We start from the raw sequence: 22,067 nt of genomic DNA, 5'->3' as shown, positions 1-22,067 counted from the left end.
GCCACCTTCTATTTCATCTTTTCAATCCGCGTGATCGTTCCCGCCTTGCCGTTCCAGTCGAGCTCGAAACTCACCCGGTCTCCGACCGCCAGACCTTCCAGCAGCTTCTGCGGCGCGGCGAAGCCCATCGTCATCGCCGACCAATCGAGTTCGGCGATCGCGCCATGATCGAGGGTGACCTCCCCGGCCGCGGTGTCGATTGCGGTCACGCTTCCCGTGCCCTTGCCGTGCCTGGTTTCGGCCAGCATCGCCATGGCGCCGACATCCTTCGCGGGCGCGGCCGCGTCTTCGGCCGGTTTCGAGGTTTCGCCTTGCTGGCCGCAAGCGGCAAGTCCTGCGGTGAGCGCGAGGCCCAGCGCGAATGTGACAGATTTCTTCATGTCGCTTCTCCTTCGGGTTGAATGGGATTTGCCGCGCGTCTCCGCATGAGCAGATAGGCGGCGGGAATGATGAACATCGACAAGAGCGGCGCGGTGAGCATGCCGCCGACCATCGGCGCTGCGATCCGGCTCATCACCTCCGAACCCGTCCCGGTCCCGACGAGGATCGGGAACAAGCCGGCGAGGATGACTGCGACGGTCATCGCCTTGGGCCGCACGCGCAGCAGCGCACCGTCACGGACCGCGGCCTTGATGTCGCCGTCGTCGCGGGCGGCGAGCGCCTGCTTGAGATAGATAAGCATCACGACCCCGAACTCGGCGGCGACGCCGGCGAGCGCGATGAACCCGACCGCGCTCGCGACCGACTGGTTATAGCCGAGCAGATAGAGCAGCCACAGGCCGCCGGTGAGCGCGAAGGGCAAGCTTGCCATAATGAGTAAAGCCTCGTCCCAGCGGCGGAAGGTGAGATAGAGCAGGACTAAGATGATCGCGAGCGTGACCGGCACCACGATCTTCATCCGTTCGGTCGCGCGGACGAGGAACTCGAACTGTCCGGTGTAGGAGACGCTCACGCTGGGGGGCAGCTTGACGTCGCGCGCGATCACCTGCTGAATGTCCTGCACCAGCCCCTGCAGGTCGCGGCCGCGGCTGTCGACATAGATCCAGGTCACCGGACGTCCATTCTCGCTGCGCAGCATCGGCGGGCCGTCGCTCACCTTCACGCTGGTGACGGTGCCGAGCGTGATTTGCTGGCGCGACGGCGTCAGGATCGGCAGGCTAGCGAGTTCGCCGATACTGTCGCGCAGCTCGCGAGGATAGCGGACGCTGATCGGGTAGCGCGCGAGCCCCTCGACCGTCTGGCCGATCGTCTCGCCGCCGATCGCGCCGGAGACGATGGACTGCACGTCGGCGACATTGAGGCCGTAGCGCGCCGCCGCGGCGCGATCGATGTCGACGTCGATATAGCGCCCGCCGGTCAGCCGTTCGGCCAGCGCCGAGGCGACGCCGGGCACGGTCTTGACGACCGTTTCGATGCGTTTGGCGGTCTGGTCGATCGCCGCCAGATCCGATCCCGCGACCTTGATACCTACCGGGCTCTTGATCCCGGTCGCGAGCATATCGATGCGGTTGCGGATCGGGGGAATCCAGAAATTGGCGAGCCCCGGAACGCGGACCCGCGCATCGAGTTCCTCGACCAGCTTTTCCTCGGTCATGCCGGGACGCCATTGCTCTTTCGGTTTGAAGCGGATCGTCGTTTCGAACATCTCTAGGGGCGCCGGGTCGGTCGCGGTGTCGGCGCGCCCTGCCTTGCCGAACACGCTCTCGACCTCGGGCACCGTCTTGATCAGCCGATCGGTTTGCTGGAGCAGGCTCGACGCGCGCGCCGCTGAAATGCCGGGAAGCGCCGAGGGCATGTAGAGGAGGTCGCCTTCGCGCATCTGCGGCATGAACTCGCCGCCGATCTGGGTCATCGGCCACAGGCTGGTGGCGAAGACGAGGCCGGCGATCGCGAGCGCCTTTTTGGGGCGGGCCAGCACCCAGTCGAGTGCCGGCCGATAGGCGCGGGTCAGCCAGCGATTGATCGGATTGGCCTGTTCGGCGGGAATCCGGCCGCGGATCAGCCAGCCCATGAGTACCGGAACCAGCGTGATCGAGAGTATCGACGCCGCGGCCATCGCATAGGTTTTGGTGAAGGCGAGCGGCGCGAAGAGCCGCCCTTCCTGGCCCTCGAGCGTGAAGATCGGGATGAAAGAGAAGGTGATGATGAGAAGGCTGAGGAAGAGCGCCGGCCCAACTTCGGCGGCGGCGTCGGTGATCACGCGCCAGCGCTCGGCGGCCTTCAATTCCTTGCCCGGATCATCGCGCTCCCAATTTTCGAGATGCTTGTGGGCATTTTCGATCATCACCACCGCCGCGTCGACCATCGCGCCGACCGCGATCGCGATGCCGCCCAAGGACAATATATTGGCGTTAAGCCCCTGCAGCCGCATGACGATGAAGGCGATGAGGATGCCGAGCGGCAGCGTCAGGATGGCCACCAGCGCCGAGCGCGCGTGCCAGAGGAAGAGCGCGCAGACGAGCCCGACAATGATGAACTCCTCGACGAGCTTCGAGGTGAGATTGTCGACCGCGCGGTCGATCAGCCCCGAACGGTCATAGGTGGTGACGATCTCGACGCCGGGTGGCAGACTGCGCTTGAGCTCGGCGAGCTTGGTGCGGACGCCGTCGATAACCTCGCGGGCATTCTTGCCCTCTCGCATGACGATGACGCCGCCCGCGACCTCACCCTCGCCGTTGAGTTCGGCAATGCCGCGCCTTGCGTCAGGGCCGATCTGGACCGTTGCGACGTCGCCCACCGTAACCGGAATGCCGCCGCTTGCAGTGCGGAGAGGAACCGCGCGAAAGTCGTCGAGCGACTTCAGATAGCCGCTCGCGCGGACGATATATTCGGCTTCGGCGAGTTCGAGGCTGCCGCCGCCGCTTTCCTGGTTGGCGCGCTTGAGGGCGTCTGCCACCTCCGGCGCGGTCACCCCGAAGGCGGCGAGCTTCTGCGGATCGACGATGATCTGATATTGGCGCACCATGCCGCCGATGCTCGCGACCTCGGCGACGCCGGGGACCGATTTGAGTTCGAAGCGGAGGAACCAGTCCTGCAGGCTGCGCAGTTCGGCGAGATCGTGGCGGCCGCTCTTGTCGACCAGCGCATATTCATAGATCCAGCCGACCCCGGTTGCGTCGGGGCCGAGGCTCGCGCGTGCGCCCTCGGGGAGGCGGCTTTGCACCTGGCTCAGATATTCGAGGACGCGGCTGCGCGCCCAATAGGGATCGGTGCCGTCGTCGAATAGCACATAGACGAAGCTGTCGCCGACGAAGCTATAGCCGCGCACGACGCGCGCTCCGGGCACGGAGAGCATCGTCGTCGTGATCGGATAGGTGACCTGATCCTCGACGATCCGCGGTGCCTGGCCCGCATAAGTGGTGCGGATGATGACTTGAACGTCCGAGAGATCAGGCAGGGCATCGACCGGCGTCGTGCGGACCGCAGCGATCCCGAGCAGCGTCAGGATCAGTGCCGCCGCGACGACAAGGCCGCGCGCCGCGACCGAGGCGCGAATGATCTTCGCGATCATTGCGCAGGCTCCAGCGGGCGCACGGTGAGACCGGTCAGGCTCGCTTCGGAATCGAGCAGGAACTGACCCGACGCGACGACCTTCTCGCCGGGTGCGAGCCCCCGCAATATCTCGGTCTTGCCGCCGCCTTCGCGCCCAGCGACCACTTCGGCAGGATGATAGCGACCGTCGCCCTTCTCGAGCATCACGATGCTGCGCGTGCCGGTGCGGATCACCGCTTCGCTCGGCACCAGCAGCGCCGGTTTGGCATCGCCGCCGAGCGCTACCGCCGCGAACATTCCGGGGCGGAGACGCCCGCCGCGATTGGCGAGTTCAATGCGCACCGTCAGAGTCCGACTGTCGGCGGTCGTCGTCGGCAGGATCGCCACGACCCTGCCGGCGAAGCTCTCGCCGGGAAAGGCGGTAAGGGTCGCCGTCGCCCGCTGGCCGATGTTGACCAACCCGGCCTGCGCTTCGGGTAGCGCCGCGTTGAGCCATACCGTGCCGAGCCCCGAAATTTCGGCGAGCGTCTGCCCCGTGGCGAGCGTGACGCCCGCGCGCGCATTAAGTGTCTGGACGACGCCGCCGATCGGCGCGCGTACCGTCAGCCTGCCGCCGGTTCGTCCGGTCCGGTCGACCTCGGCAATCACCCCTTCGGGCATGCCCATCAGCCGCAGCCGCTGGCGTGCCGCTGAAGTGAGGTCGGGGCGTCCGAGTTTCTTGACGCTCAGATATTCGGTCTGGGCGCCGCCCCATTCGGGCAATTGCAGGTCGGCGATCGGCGTGCCGGCGCCGATGACGTCGCCGGGCGCGAGGCGATAGACGCGCTCGACGAAGCCGCCCGAGCGCGCCTGGACGATGGCGACGTCGCGCTGGTTGAAATCCACACTGCCATTGACGTCGAAGGTCGCCGCCAGACTGCCCATTTCGGCCGCGACGACGCGTATTCCGAGGCTCTGCCTCGCGGCCGGATCGACCGTGATGCCGGGGCCGGTGCCAGAACCGCCAGCCTCATCGGCATATTTAGGCTCGAGCTGCATATCCATGAAGGGCGACTTGCCGGGCTTGTCGAACTTCTGGTTCGGAAACATCGGGTCGTAATAATAGAGGATCTTGCGGCTGTCGGCGGGGGTTCCCCCCGGCGCATGGCTGTCCCCGCGCTGTCCCAGCCAATAGCCGCCGCCGCCCGCGATCAGCACCGCGGCCAGGATAGCGGCGCGCCACCGCGCCGCTGACGTCGCATCGGTCATCGCCCTGTCTCCCCATAAATGTAATTGATCCGGATCGCGTCGCGCGCGACCTCGGCTTCGCGCGCCAGCGCATCGACTTCGGCCTCCACCAGCGCGAGCGTCGACAGCAGCGCTGTCCCGAGGTCGAGCTTCCCGGCGGCGTAACTGGCGAGGTCGAGTTCAGCGCGCTTCTTGGCGAGCGGGACCAGCCGCGACCGTGCATTGCCAAGCTGCTCATGATGCATGCGATGGTCGGCGAGATCGGCATCGAGCGCCGCCGTGATGTCGCGCTTCGCGGCCTCGCGGTCGAGGCGCGCACGCGTCGCTTCGCTGGCTCGCGCCGCGATTTTCGGGTCCTGCCGCTTCTTCGAGAAGAAGGGCAGGTCGATGGTGACGCCGAGCGTGACGAGGTCGCCATAATTGGGCTCGCGACGTCCATAGGCCGCATTGACGCTCCAGTCGGGGCGCTTGTCGGCGCGCGCAAGACCCGTTTCGGCGTCGGCCGCCAACGTGCGGGCATCGAGCGCGCGCAGCCGCGGCAAGGCGTCGATGCCGGCGCGGAGCGTCGCCTCGTCGACCGTCGGCGGCGGCGGGTCACCCGCCGTGTCGGCGACGGGGTCGCCGGTGAAACGCGCGAGCTGTGCGCGGGCGCGGGCGATCTCGGCGGCGAGCGCGCTGCGGCGGTCGTTGATCGCGGCGCGAAGCTGATCGGGCTCCAGCGCTTGCGCCGGGCGCGCCGCGCCGCTCGCTAGTCGCGCCGTCACCGTTGCTTGCAAATCCCCGAGACCGGCGTCGAGCAGGTCGAGTTCCTTCAGCCGCTTCTTGGCATAGAAGAGATCGACCCAGGCAAGCGCAGTCGCGAGCCGGACGTCCTGCGCGGTAACTGCCTCGTCGGCGCGGGCGATTCCGATATCGGCCTGCGCGCGCGTCGCGCGTGCGCGTCGCTTGGCGGGGTTCGGGAAATCCTGGCTGACGCCGATGACCTGCATCGTGAAATCGTCGCGATTGAACCGGCCCGCATCGGGACCGGTTACCGGGAAATCCTGGATGGCGAGATTGAGCTTCGGGTCGGGAAGCCGGTCGGCGGCGATTGCCGCCGACCGCGCGGCATCGAGCCCGGCTTCTCGGGCTTGTAATTCGGGCGCTCGCGTTTCCGCCAGCCGAAGCGCATCATCGAGCGACATCGGTTCGGCGTGCAGGGCCGTGGGCAGCGCAAGCACGGCTGCCGCAAAGAAAAGGCGCATGATTTCCCCCTTTTTGGATCGGGCGAGGCCATCCCCGGCGCATAGGCGCCGGGGATGGAGATATTACGCCGCGGGGTGCGCCATGTGGCCGCCGGTCATTTTTTTCATGCAATCGGCCGGATCGGCCTTCATCATGTCGCAGTCGCAGTTGGCCATCTGGGCGGACTTGTCCTTCACCCAGACGCGGACCCGCGAGGTGGTATTGGACTTGTTCGGCCCCGGCACCTGGCGGGTCTGCCATTCATAATGGCCCCCCGGCGCTTCCTGTGCGAAAACGGGAGCGGCAAGCGTTGCGGCCGCGAGTGCGGCAAGAGCAAAAATAGGTTTCATGTCGAATTCCTCGGTTGAAAAGCTAGGAAAGGCGCGCCGGAAGCGCGGTTCGCCTTTTGCAATTCAGCCGAGGGATAGAGGTGGATCGGGTTCGGGGCCGAATGTTCTGCCAGCGAGCCGCCGGACAGGAAGCGGATCGAGCAAGCCTGGGACATGCGCTTTCGTTTCGAGCGGCATAGCCGGCGATACGACGGCGGGCGGAAGCGCGCAGCCCATCTTGGCAATGCAGTCGAGCGTGAGACCTTGGCAGGGCCTCTTGTCCTGCGACTTGTCGATGCCCATCATCTCCGCGCATTCGTCGCTCATTGCGGACGCGGTGATGGCCGTGTCGGGCATCGGCATCGCTGAAGCGAACGCCGCTTCCTGGGCCAAGAGACCCAGCAAGGCTCCGAGAAGGAGCAGGAGCGAGAAGCGGCGCTTCATGACGAAAGCATGATCCTTGGCGCATTCCGTGTCAACTTCATTCTGGCAAGCCGGACAAATCGGAGAGCCCAATTCCATCGGTCAAACGTTCTCTGTACCATTTTTTGAGGGATGGGGCGTTCTGGTGCGTAATCAATCTCAGTAGGGGATGTTGGGTGTTTGAACCCGGAAGCCGTAAACAGCGGTTTCCGGGCATGCATGTTTTTGTCCTCGACTTCCCCGAAACTCATTTGAGCTGCGCGACGGCGCAGTTCTTCGAAACAGGGGAAGCGTAGTGAACAATCTATACTGTTGCTCGTTAAAGAAGCGCACAATGCAGCGAACTTCGCTCGCGGCGATTGCGATGGCGTTCGCAATGCCTGTGCAGGCTCAGGAAGCCCAGTCGGAAGGCCTCGCGGAGATCATCGTAACGGCCGAGAAGCGCGAGGAAAATTTGCAGTCTGTTCCCGTCTCGGTCACAGCGATGACCGGCGAGGCGCTTACGGCAACGGGCATATCCAACGTCGAAGACCTGCAATTTTTCGTGCCGGGCGTGTCGATCACCAACGATTCCATGGCGATCATCAATATTCGTGGAATCGGCACCTCCGCGTTCGGCGTTGCGACCGATCCCAGCACGACGGTCCATTACGACGGTGTCTACATCTCGCGTCCGACGACGAGCTATCAGGATTTGTTCGACGTTGAACGCATCGAGGTTCTGCGCGGTCCGCAGGGCGTTCTCTTCGGTCGCAACTCCGCCGGCGGCACGCTCAACATCATCTCCAAGATGCCAACGGAGGATTTGACCGGCGCGCTGGGGCTCACAGTCGGAAATTATGAGAAGCGCTCGCTTAGTGGCACGATTTCGGGGCCGCTCGGAGCGGGCGTCCGAGGCCGTCTCACCTTGCTTGCCAACCAGCGTGACGGCATCTACCGCGACATCGTTTCGGGACGGCGATACCAGAATGAAGACAATCTCGCCGGACGACTGACGCTTGCGATCGACGCTAGCGACCGTCTTGAGATCGTGCTGCGGGCGGATGCCAGCCGCGATCGCGAGACTGGCGCACGGTCTGTCCGGCCCTTTTATCCGCAAGGCTTCATCGATGCGGGGGCGACGATCCCGGCCAATGACAAAGAAGCCGCGCTCGACCGCCTGCCGCGTTACGACGTCGATGCTTGGGGCGTGTCCTCGACGATGAACTGGGATGGTGGTCCGGTCACGATCCGCTCGATCACTGCGCTGCGCAAGAGCAAGGTCGTCCAGGCGCTCGATGTCGACTCGACCGACCGCTTCCTCCGCGATATCGAGTTTTTCGAACGCTCTCGCAGCTTCACGCAGGAGTTCCAACTGCTCAACAATGATGCAGACAAGCTGCGCTGGATCGTCGGAGCCTTCTATCTCAACGAAAAGGGCAATGACGAAATACGGATCATCGAACCGGGCCGTCGGCTCGCGATCCCGGAAAACAATACGACGAACGCTTTCGCGCTTTTCGGTCAAGCGAGCTACGAACTCATCGAGCGCCTCCGTTTGACCGGGGGGCTCCGTTATTCCTACGAGAAGAAGGATTTCGCATATCGGGTCTTGCTGAACGGAAACCAGGTCGATGCCGGCCAGCCCAGATCATCCTGGACCGCCTGGACTCCGAAAATCGGGATCGATTACGACGTTGCCGACGACGTCATGGTTTATGCGTCGGCAACCCGCGGGTTCAAATCGGGCGGATTCCAGCTGGGCGACGGGCGGCCCTTCCTCCCGGAATATATTTGGAGCTACGAAGTCGGCCTGAAATCGACGCTCCTCGATCGTCGGCTTCGAGCAAATGTTTCGGCCTTCTACTATGATTACACCAATCTTCAGGTGGTTGAGTATAACAATGGCGTTGCCAGTACCACCAACGCCGGCAAGGCGACGATCAAGGGGGTCGAGGCGGAACTGATGGCGCGGCCGTTCGATCGTCTGACGCTCACATCGACGATCGCTTATCTCGATGCTCGCTACGATGTCTATTTTGACGATGCCGGTGCAAGCCTCAAAGGCAAGCGGCTGCCCAACGCGCCCAAGTGGAACATCACTCTCGGCGGAGAATATAAGGCGTCCCTGGGCGGCGGAATGCTGACATTGCGGACCGACATCTCTTGGCGCGACAGCGTCTTTTTCAAGCCCAGCAACAATCCGCTCTTTTCCGGAAACGCCACGACTCTCGTCAACGGCCGTATCGCTTGGCAGCCAGCTAGCGAAGCGTGGGAAATTGCACTTTATGGCCGAAATCTGACCGACGAGCGATATGTGAGCTATAGTACGATCGGGACGGACGCCACCGGTGTCTCGAATCCGACCCTTCCGCTCTACATCTACGGCGAGCCGCGTCAGTACGGGCTGCAGCTGCGCTATTTCTTCTGAGGTTCCTCGTCTCGCGAGGTTCCCCGGCGGCTCCCCTACGGTCGTCGGTCCTCCCGGGCGCTAGCGCGCCCGGGAGGAATACCTCGCCTGAACGCAGGTCATGATACGTTCTCGTTCCACAGGGCGCCGTCGCGTGAACGGGTTGACTCACGCCGACAAGGGTCGGCGATATGCAATTGTCGATGAGGTCAGTGCCCTGCGTGTTCGCCCGCCTCGCTTGTTTCCTGACTCGCGGCCTTGGCCTCTGTCATGCCCTTCATCATCGCGTCATGGTCCATTGGCACATTCTGCGTCATTGCCTGATACTGAGCCGGCGACAGGCTTGGAAGTTGCCGGATGAACGCGACCATATCCCAGATAAGACGATCATCGTGCGTTTTTCCCCACGCCGGCATGGCGGTCATCTTGATTCCATGCTTGATGATCCAGAATTGCTCCGAGGCAGAACGATCCGAACCTTTGAACAAGATGGGCGCTTGCGGATACAGCCCCTGACTCATTTCGGTTTTTTCCATTCCGGGCGCCAGATGGCAGCCGCTGCACATCTCCGTGTATAGTCCGGCGCCCGATGCGATCCGCGCCGGAGCCGCCAAATCCGCCGGCACCGCGATCGATCCGGACCGGGCTGCGATGGATTGCTCCCTGAATGTTTCGATGACGCTGTAAGTCAGTCGGCTATGAGGTGCATCGGCCGCTATATTGTACAGGCCGAGATAGACGGTGATTGCTCCAGCGCCAGCTATGACGGCAACGGCCAGGAGCGTGAACGCCAAGCTAGGCATGTGCTTCCGGAAATCGAAGTTTCGAAAACGCTCCATCGTCTATCTCCCTCAAAACAAGCGTCGAGCTGTGAAGCCGAACGCGATGCAAAGGCTGTTCAACAGATGATACGCACCGCAACAGGTTTTCCCTTGTCGCAAAGGAGACAGGTGGTTTGCGTACTTGCCGCGTCGAGGTAATTCCGGGCGCCCCTTACTCGATCGGACTTATGCGTTTCGTTCAGGCGCGGGCTCGGCGAGGCCTCAGGGCCCGCCCGGGCCCGCGAGCCTCGGGGGCGAGCCCTTTCTTCACGCGATCAGGCGCCGCCCGCCGGCCGCACCTTGGGCTTGCGTGAGGAACTGTGCAGATTGACGATCTGCCACTTTCCGTTTTCCCATTTAAGGACGCTCGTTGCGACGCCGTCCCGCTCGATTGTTTCGCCGCTCGCGAGTACGATCGAGAAGCTATAGGTCTCGGTCGCGATCGCTACATCGCCTTCGCCCCGAACCGATATCTTGTAGTTGCGGAAGGCAAAGGATCTGAACTCCTTGAGTTCGGGACCGAGGTGATGGTCGCGATAGTGGGCGAAATTCCCTTCGACGCCGCCCGACTCGAATATCTGGGCGTCTGGCGAAAAGAGTGCCTCGACGCCGGTCAGGTCCCGCTTTTCCATCGCTGATTTATACTGCGCGAGCGCTGCCGCCGCGCCCTGATAATCCACAGGCTCGGTCGCCTGAGCCGGGACGGCCACCAGCATGGCCAATGTGATTGCTGTAATCGTCAGTCGTCTCATATCATTTCCCCTTATTGCGTCCGAACTTCTCCGGTGGTTTCGATCAGATTCTGGCAAAGCGCAGCCGCAACGAATTGGCGATGACGCTGACGGACGAGAGTGCCATCGCAGCGGCGGCAATGACCGGCGAGAGCAATAGTCCGAAGACCGGATAGAGCACGCCCGCAGCGACCGGAATCCCGGCGACATTATAGGCGAAAGCGAAGAAGAGATTCTGGCGGATGTTCGCCATCGTCGCATGGCTGAGATGCCGCGCCCGCACGATGCCCAGAAGGTCGCCGCGCAGCAGCGTCACACCCGCGCTTTCGATGGCGACATCGGTTCCCGAGCCCATCGCGATGCCGACGTCAGCGGCGGCGAGCGCGGGGGCGTCGTTGACCCCGTCGCCGGCCATCGCGACGATCCGGCCCTCTTCGCGCAGCCGCTGCACGACCGCACTCTTCTGGTCGGGGAGGACGTCGGCCTCAACGTCGTCGATGCCGAGGCGCCGCGCGATCGCCTCGGCGGTGACGCGATTGTCGCCGGTGAGCATGATGACCTTGATTCCGGCCTCGCGCAGCGCCGCGAGCGCGTCGCCCGTCGTTTCCTTGACGGGGTCGGCGATGGCGATGACCCCGGCCGCCTTGCCATTGACCGCGATGTAGATCGCCGTCGCGCCGTCTGTGCGAAGGCGGTCGGCTGCCTCGGTGAGCGCGCCCAGATCGACGTCATATTCTTCAAGAAAGCTCGCATTGCCGAGGACTATCGCCTTGTCGTCGACGACCCCGACGATACCCTTGCCGACCGGCTGGTCGACCCCCGATGGCTCGACCAGCGCGAGGCCCCGGTCCTCGGCGGCCTTGACGATCGCGGCCGCCAATGGATGTTCGCTGCTGCGCTCGAGGCTCGCGGCAATCCGGAGCAGATCCTGCTCTTCGAAGCCTTCGGCGACTTCGATGGCGACGACCGAGGGCCTGCCTTCGGTCAGCGTCCCGGTCTTGTCGACGACGAGGGTGTCGACCTTCTCCATCCGTTCAAGCGCCTCGGCATTTTTGATCAGCACGCCGGCTTCGGCGCCACGCCCCACGCCGACCATGATCGACATCGGCGTCGCGAGGCCGAGCGCGCAGGGGCAGGCGATGATGAGCACCGAGACGGCGGCGATAAGGCCGTAGGCCATGGCGGGCGCGGGGCCGAGAAGCGACCAGACAATGAAAGCGACGATGGCGACGACGATGACGCCGGGCACGAACCAGCCCGAAACGGTATCGGCGAGACGCTGGATCGGCGCCCGGCTGCGCTGCGCGTCGGCGACCATTTGTACGATCCGCGCGAGCATCGTGTCGCGCCCGACCTTCTCGCTGCGCATGAGCAGGCCGCCCGTCTGGTTGATCGTCCCGCCGATCAGCGCCGCGCCGGCCGCCTTGGTGACCGGCATCGATTCGCCCGTAACCATCGATTCGTCGACTGTGCCGCGGCCTTCTACGACGATGCCATCGACGGGGACTTTTTCGCCCGGACGGATGCGCAGCATGTCGCCGACCGCGACTTCCTCGAGCGCTACCTCCTCGTCGCTTCCATCGCTGCGGACGCGCCGGGCGAGCTTCGGTGTCAGGTCAAGGAGCGCGCGGATCGCGCCGCTCGTCGTTTCGCGGGCCCTGAGTTCGAGCACCTGCCCGAGTAGCACCAGGACCGTGATGACTGCGGCGGCCTCGAAATAGACCGCGACCGAACCATCGGCGGCGCGGAAGGCTGCCGGGAAGATTTGCGGGAGAATCGTCGCCATCATGCTGTAGCCCCAGGCAACGCCCGTCCCCATCGCTATGAGGGTGAACATGTTGAGGCTCTTGTTGCGGATCGAGAGCCAGGCGCGCTCGAAGAAGGGCCAGCCAGCCCATAGCACGACGGGGGTCGCGAGCAGCATCTGGATCCAGTTGTTCGTCTGGCGGCCGACATATTGGTGGAGGCCCGTCAGATGGCCGCCCATTTCGAGCGCAACCACCGGGAGGGCGAGAAGGAGCCCGATCCAGAAGCGCCGCCGCATATCGCGATATTCTTCGCTGGGGCCGTCCGATGCTGTCGGCATGACGGGCTCGAGTGCCATGCCGCAGATCGGGCAGCTTCCGGGGCCGGCGCGCTGGATTTCGGGATGCATCGGGCAGGTCCAGATGGCGCCTTCGGGTGCATCGGCTGCGGCCGGCTCGCTTTTTGCGGCATAAAGATCGGGATCGGCCTCGAATTTGGCGAGGCAGCCTGCGCTGCAGAAATAGTGATGCTTGCCGCTATGCGTCGCGGTGTGAGGTGTGGTGGCCGGATCGACCGTCATGCCGCAGACGGGATCGGTCGTGCTCCCGCTGCCTTTTTCTGCGCTCTGATGATCGTGCATCGCCGCCGCTCCCGTATGTGTCGGATGCCCGCCTCGCGGCGGGGCGGTCCAAACGCCACCGGTCGAGTTCGCCGCTGGCGTCGTTCCTGGCGGTTCCAGAATGGAGCCGCTTCTATCGATACGCAAGAAAGGCGATTATCCCTTGGATTTTCTTTGCCCTGTGCCGTCAGGTCCCGGGCTTTCGGGCCTCGATGATCGCGATCGCACCGGTTGGCGTGCGGAACGTCTCAAGTTCGCGAACATCGCAAAAGCCTGCCTCTCTCATCAGCACCGGGAGCAATCCATCGGCGTTGGGTTGGGTGTCCTGGACGCCGTCGAGCTGCTGGATCGTCAGGCGGAACAGCAACCGCATGAGGCGGCTGCGCTGTTCTCCATAGTCGGCGACATAGAGTTTGCCGCCCGGCGCGAGCACCTGCCGGGCCTCGCGTAGCAGACGTGCCTTTTCCTCAAGCCCGACCTGATGAAGGACGAGGCAGATCGCAATCTTGGAAGGCGAGGGCCAGTCATCGATCGCCGAAGCCGCGAAAAAGCCAACTCGAAACTCCGGCGGTGGAACAATCTGCGCGGTCTTCGTTCGGGCAATTCGCATCGCGGCCTCGTCGGGGTCGAAACCAAGATAGCGGACGTCCCGGCTATGGCGAGCGATCGCCAGCGCGAGATTTCCCGTACCCGAGCCGATATCGAGAATGACGTCACCCTCGCCGAGCGCCATATGGCGAACGAGACGGTCGCGCCACACGCGCTCGCGCGTCGTCACCGCGACGCCGAAATCATAAAAGGGCGTCAGGAAGTGATATCCTGCCGCTGGCGTGTAGGATCTTGCTACGGGTTTCGGGTCGGGCATGGCCGTCTCCTTTCGACGCTTTGGCTTGCCGCCGGATTGCGACCGCACTCGCCGGTCTCGAGGAGACGCTTAGGGGCAAGCAGGCGCGGCGGTCTTGAATGTTTCGCCGGAGCGACGCGGTGCGAGGCGCATCCGGCTCAGGACACGATTTCGAACGCGAAGGCGCTAAGGCCAGCCGAAGGCGTCACGCCTAGCCATTGAGCGCAGCGGCGCGTGAAGTGCGACTGATCGGCGAAGCCTCCCGCCGCCGCGGCGTCGGCGAGACCTCCGCCGCCGACCAGCGCCCGCACGGCGCGTTGAAGCTGGAGCCACTGCAGCAATTTGGCCGGAGGCACGCCGAAGTCGCGGCAGACGATTTCGCGAAGGCGCGAGGGCGAGAGGCAGGCGACGTCGGCCAATGCGCGCGCGGTCGACAAATCACTAGGGGCCGCGAGCGCCTCGGACAGGCGTGCATCCACCGGACGCACCTGCGACCGGTCGAGATAGTCGGACGCCCAGCGCTTCGCGTCCGCGCCGCTAGCGATATCGCATAGTCCGGCCGTCTCTACTGGTGTCAACAGGACGGGCGCCGATCCGGCGGACAGCCGCGCGTCGGCACGAAAAAGCGGGTCGAGATAAAATGATCGCACGAGGGCACCCGGCGGTCCCAGGCGGTGCCGGACATGCGATGCGATGGCAATGGCGTGTCCGGCAGGGACTATCATGTCGGCATCACCGGAAATTTCGAGGTCTCGTTCGACGGCGAGGCTGATCTGATGCGCCACATGGCTATGAGGACGGCTGCTCCCGATGCGTGCGTCAATCAACGCCCAGCCGGCCCCGAGCATGATCGAACCGGACCATGAGACGGTGCTGGCGGTCAAACCGGATCGACGGCGACGAAGGGTTCGAGCGTGCCGAACCAGGCGACCAGCGCGAGTATGGCGAGCGCGGCCGACGCTTCGATGACCAAGCTTCTGCGCATGGCTGCGATCGCGAGGTCGGGGTCGGCGGCGACATTGTCGGTATTGGTCTCCGGGACGGCGGCCGCGAGCGCCGGGGTCAGCTGCCAGCGGTTCGCCGCCGCGAGCGCTAACATCAGTCCGAACAGCGCAAGCTTGGCGAGGAGCAATTGTCCATAGGGCGAGCCGAGGGAGCGGCCGAGATTCTCGGCGCCGACGATCATCTGGCTGTTGACGAGGCCGGTGGCGGCGATGACGAGGACGCAGATCGTACCGACGCGCGAGAATTGATCGAGACTCCGCGACGCAATTTGGAGTCCCCCCGGCCATTCGCGGAGGCGCTGGGGCGAGATCAGCATAAGAAAGGCGCCGATTGCGCCGATCCAGACCGCCGCTGCGATCAGGTGCAATATGTCGCTGGCCCGATGCAGGGTGCCCGCCGCGCCCTCGGTCGCGCCCGCATGGCCCGACCAGACCAATGTCGCGACGGCGACCGAGCCGGCAAGAGTGAGTATGGCGGCTGCGATTGTCGGCCGGCGCGTCATCCAGACTGCCGCCGCCAACGCAACGAGCAGCGCGGCGCTCCGGTAGATCCAGGCCATGCCGACCTCGGTTTCGCGAACCAGATCCCAAAAGGGTTGGAACTCCAGGGAGAGGATGCCCACGCCCTGCATCGAGGCCGCGAGCACGCCCATTCCGAGGCTGGAGACGAGCAGCCCGATGGCGCAGAGCCATCGCTCTGCGCGCCAGATCGAGGCCATCATCGACTGCGGCGCAAGGCGTTCGCTCCGTGTCAGCGCAAAAAGCGGGAACGCAGCAAGGCCGGCGATGAGCATCAGGTCCGCATAAAGTGCGAACCTGATGCCGATCAGAACGGGGTCCCCCACCGTCTTTTACTTTACGGTGAAGCTGAATTCGCTGCCCATGCGGTGGGTATCAGCGCCCGCCGCCGACCATGTGACCTTGTAGGTTCCGGCTGTCAGCGGCCGCTTGAGCATCAGCATCGCCGACTTGCCCTCTTTGCCCATCATCGACGAGTAAGGCACCTTCATCGGGGCATGATTGGCCATGCCGGGCATGCCGGTCATGACCAGCTCGGTCTTGAGGGTCGAGGCGACGATCTTTTCGTTGAACTGAAGATTGACCGACGTGACCTTCGAAACGGTCGAATTGGCGGCGGGCGTCGAGCTGACGAGCTTGGTGTGCGCGCTTGCCGTGGCCGGCATGAGAAGCAGAGCGAAAGCCGCCGCTGCAGAGGGGAGAAGAGACTTGAACATGAACACCTCCAAATGCGTGTCTGTCCTGCTAATACGCAGGATATCGGCATGGCCCTCAAATATTCCGGAATAATATTCTGGTGTGAGGGGTGAGGCGCTTCGGCGCGTATGTACAATGATGGAAAGGTTTGAAGAGACGATCGATGGATAAGGAGCTTCGCATTTTGAACAGGATCGATCTGCCCGCAGCGCTCGATGCGCTCGATGATCGCATCATGGGCGCATTGGCGATCCGCCGGCGCGAAGCGGTAGCGATGCGCCGCCTGATGGCGCTCGCGGCCTTTGTCTCGCTCGGCGGCGGTGTCTTTGCGGGGAGTGCGATTTCCCAGCCGGCGGTCGCGGCAAGCCCCCTGACCCCATTCGGCCCGCCTAGCGCATTGGTGCCTTCCACCTTGCTGGATGTACAGTAGCGATGCCGTCGCGCCGTCTTCTTCTCTTGGGGCTCATTGCCTTCGCCGCGGCGATTGCCGGCGTGTTCATCGGCCGTCTGGTGGCCGATGCGCCCAAAGCCAGCGAAACCGAACTTCATGCGCTTCTCCACGGCCAACTCGACCTGACCCCGGAGCAGGAAAAGAAACTCGAGCGGATCGAAGCCGACTTCGCCGGTCGCCGCCAGGCGCTCGAACTCGAGATGCGCGCCGCCAATGTCCGGCTCGCGCAGGCGATCGAAGCCGAGCATGGCTATGGACCGCGCGTCACCGAGGCGATCGACGAGACGCATGAGGTGATGGGGACATTGCAGAAGGAAACGCTCCAGCATCTCTTCGTGATGCGCGGGGTTCTCAACCCCGATCAAGCGGAAATGTTCGACAAGAGCGTGGTCAAGGCGCTGACCGCCGATGCGCGGTGAGCGCCGATCTATCGCAATGTAGCGACCAGGATCTGGCGGCCTTTGCGCGCGCGCACCGCGAAGACGCCTATCGCGAGTTGCTGCGCCGTTACAAAACGGGCGTCTACCGGCTCATCGTAAAGCAGATCGGCGATGCCGACGAGGCGATGGATCTGACGCAAGAGACGTTCGTCTCCGGCTTTTCGGCGCTCGATCGCTATGATGGCGAACGCCCCTTCCGCACATGGATCGCCCGTATCGCGCTCAACAAATGTCGCGACTGGGCACGACGGCGAAAGGTGGGCGCCTTTTTCTCCCGCGCGCTCCCGCTCGAAAATGCGCATCACGTAGCAAGCGATGGTCCTGGGCCCGATTCCGCGGCGACCGACAGGCGAGAGCTCGCCAAGGTTCGCGGGGCGATCGATCAGCTGCCGCAGAATTTGCGCGAAGTGTTGCTCCTCCGCGGTGTCGACGAGGTCAGCCAGGCCGAAACAGCGGTCATTTTGCGCGTCAGCGAGAAAACAGTCGAAACGCGCCTCTATCGAGCGCGGACCAGGCTCCGGGAATTGCTCGCGGGAACATCTGCGAGCGCCGAGGGTTGAGGGTTCGACCGCTCGTTCAGGCGGCATCTCCTCATCGTCCGGCATTTTTATTGAGGGGCAGCCGTGCCGCCTGCGTATAGCTTTAGGAACAGTCAGTAACGGTCGGAAAGAATATGCAGATGGAAAGGCGTCGGTTCGTCAGTGGAGCTTTGGGTGGAGGGGCTGCTGCGGCGATGGCCGCATGGTTCCCGGCCTGGGCCCAGTCGGTGTCGTCCGGCATCACCGCGCCGCTTCCGACCGTATCCGGCAATGACATAACGCTGCGCATCGCCCGGCAGACGATGCGGATCGACGGCAAGGTCAGCCGCGCGATCGGGATCAACGGCACCGTGCCCGCGCCGCTCGTCCGTCTAAAGGAAGGGCAGACAGCGCGCCTGACCGTCGTCAACGATCTCGACGAGGACAGCTCGATCCACTGGCACGGGCTGATCCTGCCGTTCCAGATGGACGGCGTGCCCGGCGTCAGCTTCCCCGGCATCAAGCCGCGCTCGAAGTTTGTCTATGAATTCCCGGTCGTTCAATCGGGGACTTATTGGTATCACAGCCATTCGGGGCTTCAGGAACAGCTCGGCCATTATGGCCCGATCGTCATCGATCCCGCGGGCGCCGACCCGATCGGCTACGATCGCGAGCATGTCGTCGTCCTGTCCGACCACAGTCAATTGTCGCCCGAGGCGATCTTCCGCAAGCTCAAGGTCAATCCCGGCCATTTCAACATGCAGCGCCAGACGCTGGCGGGCCTGCTCGCCGGCAAGGATCAACCGCTCAAGGAGCGGATCGATTGGGGCAAGATGCGGATGGACCCGACCGACGTCGCCGACGTCAATGGTTCGACCTACACCTTCCTCGTCAACGGCCATGGTCCGCGCGACAACTGGACCGCGCTCTTCAGCCCGGGCGAGCGGGTACGCCTGCGTATCGTCAATGCGTCGGCGATGACGATCTTCAACGTCCGCATCCCGGGCCTCAGGATGACTGTCGTCCAGGCTGACGGGCTCAATGTCGTGCCGACCGAGATCGACGAATTCCAGATCGCGGTTGCCGAAACCTATGACGTCATCGTGACCCCGGTCGAGGACCGTGCTTATACGCTCGTTGCCGAGGCCAATGACCGCTCGGGCATGGGACGCGCGACGCTCGCACCGCGCGCTGGCATGGTCGCCGAGGTGCCGCCGCTCCGCGAACGGCCGCTCGCGACCATGAAGGACATGGGCATGGGCGACATGTCGGGCGGCGCGATGGCGGGTATGGACCATTCGGGCGGCGATATGGGCGCCATGCCCATGCCGGCGAGCGACCCTTCTTGTCCTCCCGAACATGCCAAGATGGGCCATTGTACGCCAGCGGGGGAAAGCGGCGCGATGGCGGGCATGGATCATGGATCTGGCGGAGGCATGCAGCACAGCATGCGCGACTTCAGTGTCGCGCCGCAGGTCAAGCGCGATCCCAGCGTTCAGACGATCTCGCCGATGCCGATGGATCGCATGGGCGAGCCGGGGCAGGGACTGGAGAATGTCGGGCACAAGGTGCTGACCTACCATGACCTTGTCGCGCTCGAGCGCAACCCCGATACCCGCGCCGCCTCGCGCTCGCTCGACATCCATCTGACCGGCAATATGGAACGCTTCATGTGGTCGTTCGACGGCATCAAGATGTCCGACTATCACGAGCCCATCCCCTTCATCGAGGGAGAGCGCGTGCGGATCAACCTCATCAACGATTCGATGATGAGCCACCCCATCCACCTCCACGGCCATTTTTTCGAACTGGTGACGGGCAAGGGCGACCGGTCGCCGCGCAAGCATACGGTGCTTGTCCAGCCGGGCGGCATCGCGAGCTTCGATTTCACCGCCGACGCGCTCGGCGACTGGGCGTTCCATTGCCACCTTCTCTATCACATGCACGCGGGGATGATGCGCGTCGTCAGCGTCCGTCCGAAGGGAGACGGCGAATGACCCGGGTCGCGCTTCTCCTCGCGGGTATCGCCCCGCTGGCCTTTGCTGTGCCCGCCGCGGCGCAGTCGATGGATCATTCGATGCATGGTGCGGCGCCCGCGCCGACACCCGCTCCCTCGCCAACGCCAGCACCCGTAGCGCAGTCCGCGCCCGAAGCGCCCGCCGAAGGGTCGATGGAGCAGATGGACCATGGGAACATGCAGGGCATGGACATGGAACCCGAGGCTTCAAGCTGCCCGCCCGAACATGCGGCGATGGGTCATTGTACGCCTGAGGCGGAAGCTCCAGGCAAGGGCGCTTCGGACATGGGTGCGATGGATCATGGCGCACCGCAGCCGTCCGATCCCGATTGCCCGCCCGAACATGCCAAAATGGGCCATTGCACCCCGAAGGGCGGATCTGCGGACGCGATGGCGGGAATGGAAGGCATGGCGACCACGAGCAGCGCTAGCGGCACCGATTTGCCGCCGGGCGATGCTACCGCGCCTGCGCCTCCCGGCGACTGGTATGCCGATCGCATTTATCCCCAAGCCGAAATGGAGCATTCGCGCCACGACATGATGAAAGAGAATGGTGCGCAGACCATCGCTTTCATCAGCTTCAACCTTGCCGAATATCAGGCGCGCAAGGGCCGCGACGGGTTCCGCTGGGACGGTGAGGCTTGGTACGGCGGCGACATTAACCGGCTGACGATCAAGAGCGAAGGCGAGGGCGTGTTCGGCGAAGGCATCGAGAGCGCCGAGGTACAGGCGCTCTACAGCCGGGCGATCGGACCCTATTTCAACGCGCAGGCGGGTATCAGGCAGGATCTTGGGCCCGGCCCCGACCGCACCTATGCGACGATCGGCTTCGAGGGGCTCGCCCCCTATTGGTTCGAAGTCGAGGGCGCGCTGTTTCTTTCGAACAAGGGTGATCTGCTCGCCCGGCTCGAAGGCTATTACGACCAGCGCATCACCCAGAAACTGATCCTCCAGCCGATGGCGGAGGTCAATTTTGCGCTCCAGGATGTCCCCGAGACCGGCGTTGGTTCGGGGCTTTCGGATTTCGAGCTCGGGCTTCGCCTGCGTTACGAGGTCGTGAAGGAATTCGCGCCTTATGTCGGCGTCGAATGGGCGCGCAAGGTCGGCGATACCGCGCGTTTTGCCCGCGCCGCGGGCGAGGATGCGAGCGGCGTCAGCTTCGTGATGGGGGTGCGGGCCTGGTTCTAGAAGTTTCGCGGGGTGGCGACACGTCGAGGAGAAATGCCGTGAAACCAGCCTATCGCAGCCTCGCGCTGCAGACGATCGTCAGCGGCGTCATCATGTATCTGGTGATGTTCGTCATGATCGACCGCCTCTCGAGCTTCTACAATAATCTCAACATGCTCTACATGACGCTGATGATGGTCTCGCCGATGGTCGTGCTGATGATCGTCGCAATGCCGGGCATGTTCCCGTCGAAACGTCTCAATACGTTCCTGCTGCTGGGATCGGCAGTTGCCTTCTTCGGGAGCTTCGGGCTCATCCGGACACAGACGACGATCGGCGACACGGCCTTCTTGCGTTCGATGATCCCGCATCACTCGGGCGCGATCCTCATGTGTGAACAGGCTTCTCTCAAAGATGCCGAGATACGCGAACTCTGCCGCGGCATCATCGCGGGGCAGGCGGCCGAAATCGAACAGATGAAATCCATTCTCGCGAGGAAATGACATGAAAAATCTGATGACGCGCCGTCATCTTTTCGGCCTGATTGCGGTCGGATCGGGGATGGCGCTTGCGGCATGCAATTCTGCCTCGGGCCCGGCGGCGACCAGCGATAAGAATGGCGCGGCGCCCGCGCCGGGCGCCGAGACGTCCAGCCCCAAGCGAATGCTCGTTTATCGCGATCCCGAATGCGGCTGCTGCGAAGCTTGGGCGGATATCGCACGCAAGGCCGGTTATGATGTGACTGTCGAGAACCGCGCTGACATGGCCGCCGTAAAGACGCGATATGGTGTGCCTGGCCAGCTGGCGTCGTGCCACACGGCCGTGATCGGCGGCTATGCGATCGAGGGTCATGTGCCGATGCGGCATGTTGCGAGACTCCTCCACGACAAGCCACGCGACATTCGCGGAATCGCCGTGCCCGGCATGCCGCGCGGTTCTCCGGGAATGGAAATGCCGGACGGAAGCGCGGACGCATTCGAAGTGATGGCATTCGGCAGCGACGGCAAGGTTTCTGAATTCCGCGCATGACCTGCCGACACGAAGAGGAGACAGATATGACGAGATTCATTCCCCTAGCGAGCGCCGCCGCGCTGATATTTGCTCTGGCAGGATGCGGCACTGAGCCCGCGCAGCAGAGCGACGTCACACCGGAACAGAGTGAGGTCACTGCCGGTGAGCCGCCCGCAATGGTCGAGACCATGCCCGTAGCGGACGAGCCGCCCGCCGCGTCTGCCCCGGCGGCGCCGACCGAAGAAGCGATGCCTCCGGAGAAATCCCGCCCCAAGCAAGAACCCGCCGCGAAGGCCGCTGTGCCGCCGCGGGCAAAGGCCGCGCCGGAAGCGCCGAAACCTGTCGAACCCGAACCCGATCCTCATGCCGGGCACGATATGGACAAAAAATAAGGAGCAT

General features: G+C 63.9%; 22 protein-coding genes. 9 read left to right on the top strand and 13 right to left on the bottom strand.

The window, feature by feature from the left end; all coding sequences use genetic code 11:
• Window positions 1-8: 8 nt before the first annotated feature.
• From LH20_RS19540 to LH20_RS19515, 6 genes are all read right to left on the bottom strand, one after another.
• Entirely contained in the window at window positions 9-380 is a 372-nt protein-coding gene (locus LH20_RS19540) for a copper-binding protein (RefSeq protein ID WP_053555662.1), read from the bottom strand.
• Window positions 377-3,511 (bottom strand): efflux RND transporter permease subunit, encoded by a 3,135-nt coding sequence (locus tag LH20_RS19535; RefSeq protein WP_053555661.1) that lies wholly within the window; start codon window positions 3,509-3,511, stop codon window positions 377-379. Before LH20_RS19535 ends, LH20_RS19540 begins: the two co-directional genes overlap by 4 nt.
• Window positions 3,508-4,740, bottom strand: a complete 1,233-nt coding sequence (locus LH20_RS19530) for an efflux RND transporter periplasmic adaptor subunit (RefSeq protein ID WP_053555660.1) — start codon at window positions 4,738-4,740, stop codon at window positions 3,508-3,510. Before LH20_RS19530 ends, LH20_RS19535 begins: the two co-directional genes overlap by 4 nt.
• The gene (locus LH20_RS19525) at window positions 4,737-5,963 is read right to left on the bottom strand and encodes a TolC family protein (protein ID WP_053555659.1); all 1,227 of its coding nucleotides are present in this window, start codon (window positions 5,961-5,963) and stop codon (window positions 4,737-4,739) included. The genes LH20_RS19530 and LH20_RS19525 overlap by 4 nt, the downstream gene beginning before the upstream one ends.
• A 63-nt stretch (window positions 5,964-6,026) precedes the next feature.
• Window positions 6,027-6,293: a hypothetical protein gene (locus tag LH20_RS19520; protein WP_053555658.1), complete on the bottom strand. Its 267-nt coding sequence runs from the start codon at window positions 6,291-6,293 to the stop codon at window positions 6,027-6,029.
• Window positions 6,294-6,356: 63 nt separating this feature from the next.
• Window positions 6,357-6,716 carry a hypothetical protein gene (locus LH20_RS19515; RefSeq protein WP_053556385.1) on the bottom strand — a complete coding sequence of 120 codons (360 nt, stop codon included), beginning with the start codon at window positions 6,714-6,716 and terminating at the stop codon, window positions 6,357-6,359.
• Window positions 6,717-7,029: 313 nt separating this feature from the next.
• On the opposite strand from LH20_RS19515, the gene LH20_RS19510 reads away from it, so the two are divergent.
• Window positions 7,030-9,105, top strand: a complete 2,076-nt coding sequence (locus LH20_RS19510; protein ID WP_053555657.1) for a TonB-dependent receptor — start codon at window positions 7,030-7,032, stop codon at window positions 9,103-9,105.
• Window positions 9,106-9,293: 188 nt separating this feature from the next.
• Here the strand turns inward: LH20_RS19510 and LH20_RS19505 are convergent, their stop codons facing one another.
• The 7 genes from LH20_RS19505 to copC all read right to left on the bottom strand — a co-directional run bounded on the left by LH20_RS19505 (window position 9,294) and on the right by copC (window position 16,084).
• Window positions 9,294-9,923 carry a c-type cytochrome gene (locus LH20_RS19505; protein ID WP_053555656.1) on the bottom strand — a complete coding sequence of 210 codons (630 nt, stop codon included), beginning with the start codon at window positions 9,921-9,923 and terminating at the stop codon, window positions 9,294-9,296.
• 257 nt (window positions 9,924-10,180) lie between these two features.
• On the bottom strand, window positions 10,181-10,657 hold the full coding sequence (locus tag LH20_RS19500) for a YybH family protein (RefSeq protein ID WP_053555655.1): 477 nt from the start codon (window positions 10,655-10,657) through the stop codon (window positions 10,181-10,183).
• A gap of 43 nt (window positions 10,658-10,700) precedes the next feature.
• Window positions 10,701-13,022 (bottom strand): heavy metal translocating P-type ATPase, encoded by a 2,322-nt coding sequence (locus tag LH20_RS19495; protein WP_053555654.1) that lies wholly within the window; start codon window positions 13,020-13,022, stop codon window positions 10,701-10,703.
• A gap of 166 nt (window positions 13,023-13,188) precedes the next feature.
• Window positions 13,189-13,866, bottom strand: coding sequence for a class I SAM-dependent methyltransferase (locus LH20_RS19490; RefSeq protein WP_053555653.1), 678 nt, complete (start codon window positions 13,864-13,866; stop codon window positions 13,189-13,191).
• Window positions 13,867-14,003: 137 nt separating this feature from the next.
• The gene (locus LH20_RS19485; RefSeq protein ID WP_235527039.1) at window positions 14,004-14,729 is read right to left on the bottom strand and encodes a helix-turn-helix domain-containing protein; all 726 of its coding nucleotides are present in this window, start codon (window positions 14,727-14,729) and stop codon (window positions 14,004-14,006) included.
• Window positions 14,726-15,694, bottom strand: a complete 969-nt coding sequence (copD, locus tag LH20_RS19480; protein WP_053555652.1) for a copper homeostasis membrane protein CopD — start codon at window positions 15,692-15,694, stop codon at window positions 14,726-14,728. The genes LH20_RS19485 and copD overlap by 4 nt, the downstream gene beginning before the upstream one ends.
• 6 nt (window positions 15,695-15,700) lie before the next feature.
• Window positions 15,701-16,084, bottom strand: a complete 384-nt coding sequence (gene copC / locus LH20_RS19475; RefSeq protein WP_011542702.1) for a copper homeostasis periplasmic binding protein CopC — start codon at window positions 16,082-16,084, stop codon at window positions 15,701-15,703.
• Between the two features lie 143 nt (window positions 16,085-16,227).
• Here copC and LH20_RS19470 point away from each other — a divergent pair, with 143 nt between their 5' ends.
• From LH20_RS19470 to LH20_RS19435, 8 genes are all read left to right on the top strand, one after another.
• Window positions 16,228-16,494 (top strand): hypothetical protein, encoded by a 267-nt coding sequence (locus LH20_RS19470; RefSeq protein ID WP_003046403.1) that lies wholly within the window; start codon window positions 16,228-16,230, stop codon window positions 16,492-16,494.
• 2 nt (window positions 16,495-16,496) lie between these two features.
• A complete protein-coding gene (locus tag LH20_RS19465) occupies window positions 16,497-16,934 on the top strand; it encodes a periplasmic heavy metal sensor (RefSeq protein ID WP_053555651.1) in 438 nt (145 codons plus the stop codon).
• Complete coding sequence (locus LH20_RS19460; protein ID WP_053555650.1) at window positions 16,931-17,515, top strand: RNA polymerase sigma factor; 585 nt, start codon at window positions 16,931-16,933, stop codon at window positions 17,513-17,515. The genes LH20_RS19465 and LH20_RS19460 overlap by 4 nt, the downstream gene beginning before the upstream one ends.
• A gap of 119 nt (window positions 17,516-17,634) precedes the next feature.
• Entirely contained in the window at window positions 17,635-19,470 is a 1,836-nt protein-coding gene (locus tag LH20_RS19455) for a copper resistance system multicopper oxidase (RefSeq protein WP_442800439.1), read from the top strand.
• Window positions 19,467-20,678, top strand: a complete 1,212-nt coding sequence (locus LH20_RS19450; protein ID WP_003046391.1) for a copper resistance protein B — start codon at window positions 19,467-19,469, stop codon at window positions 20,676-20,678. Before LH20_RS19455 ends, LH20_RS19450 begins: the two co-directional genes overlap by 4 nt.
• 92 nt (window positions 20,679-20,770) lie before the next feature.
• Window positions 20,771-21,160, top strand: coding sequence for a DUF305 domain-containing protein (locus tag LH20_RS19445; protein ID WP_223181178.1), 390 nt, complete (start codon window positions 20,771-20,773; stop codon window positions 21,158-21,160).
• Window position 21,161: 1 nt separating this feature from the next.
• A complete protein-coding gene (locus LH20_RS19440) occupies window positions 21,162-21,686 on the top strand; it encodes a DUF411 domain-containing protein (protein ID WP_003046385.1) in 525 nt (174 codons plus the stop codon).
• 26 nt (window positions 21,687-21,712) lie between these two features.
• Window positions 21,713-22,060, top strand: a complete 348-nt coding sequence (locus LH20_RS19435) for a hypothetical protein (protein ID WP_003046382.1) — start codon at window positions 21,713-21,715, stop codon at window positions 22,058-22,060.
• Window positions 22,061-22,067: the final 7 nt, after the last annotated feature.

This window comes from Sphingopyxis sp. 113P3, from assembly GCF_001278035.1.
GTDB lineage: Bacteria > Pseudomonadota > Alphaproteobacteria > Sphingomonadales > Sphingomonadaceae > Sphingopyxis.
Note: the sequence above shows the minus strand (reverse complement) of the source record. Positions and strands in the feature narration are given on the sequence as shown.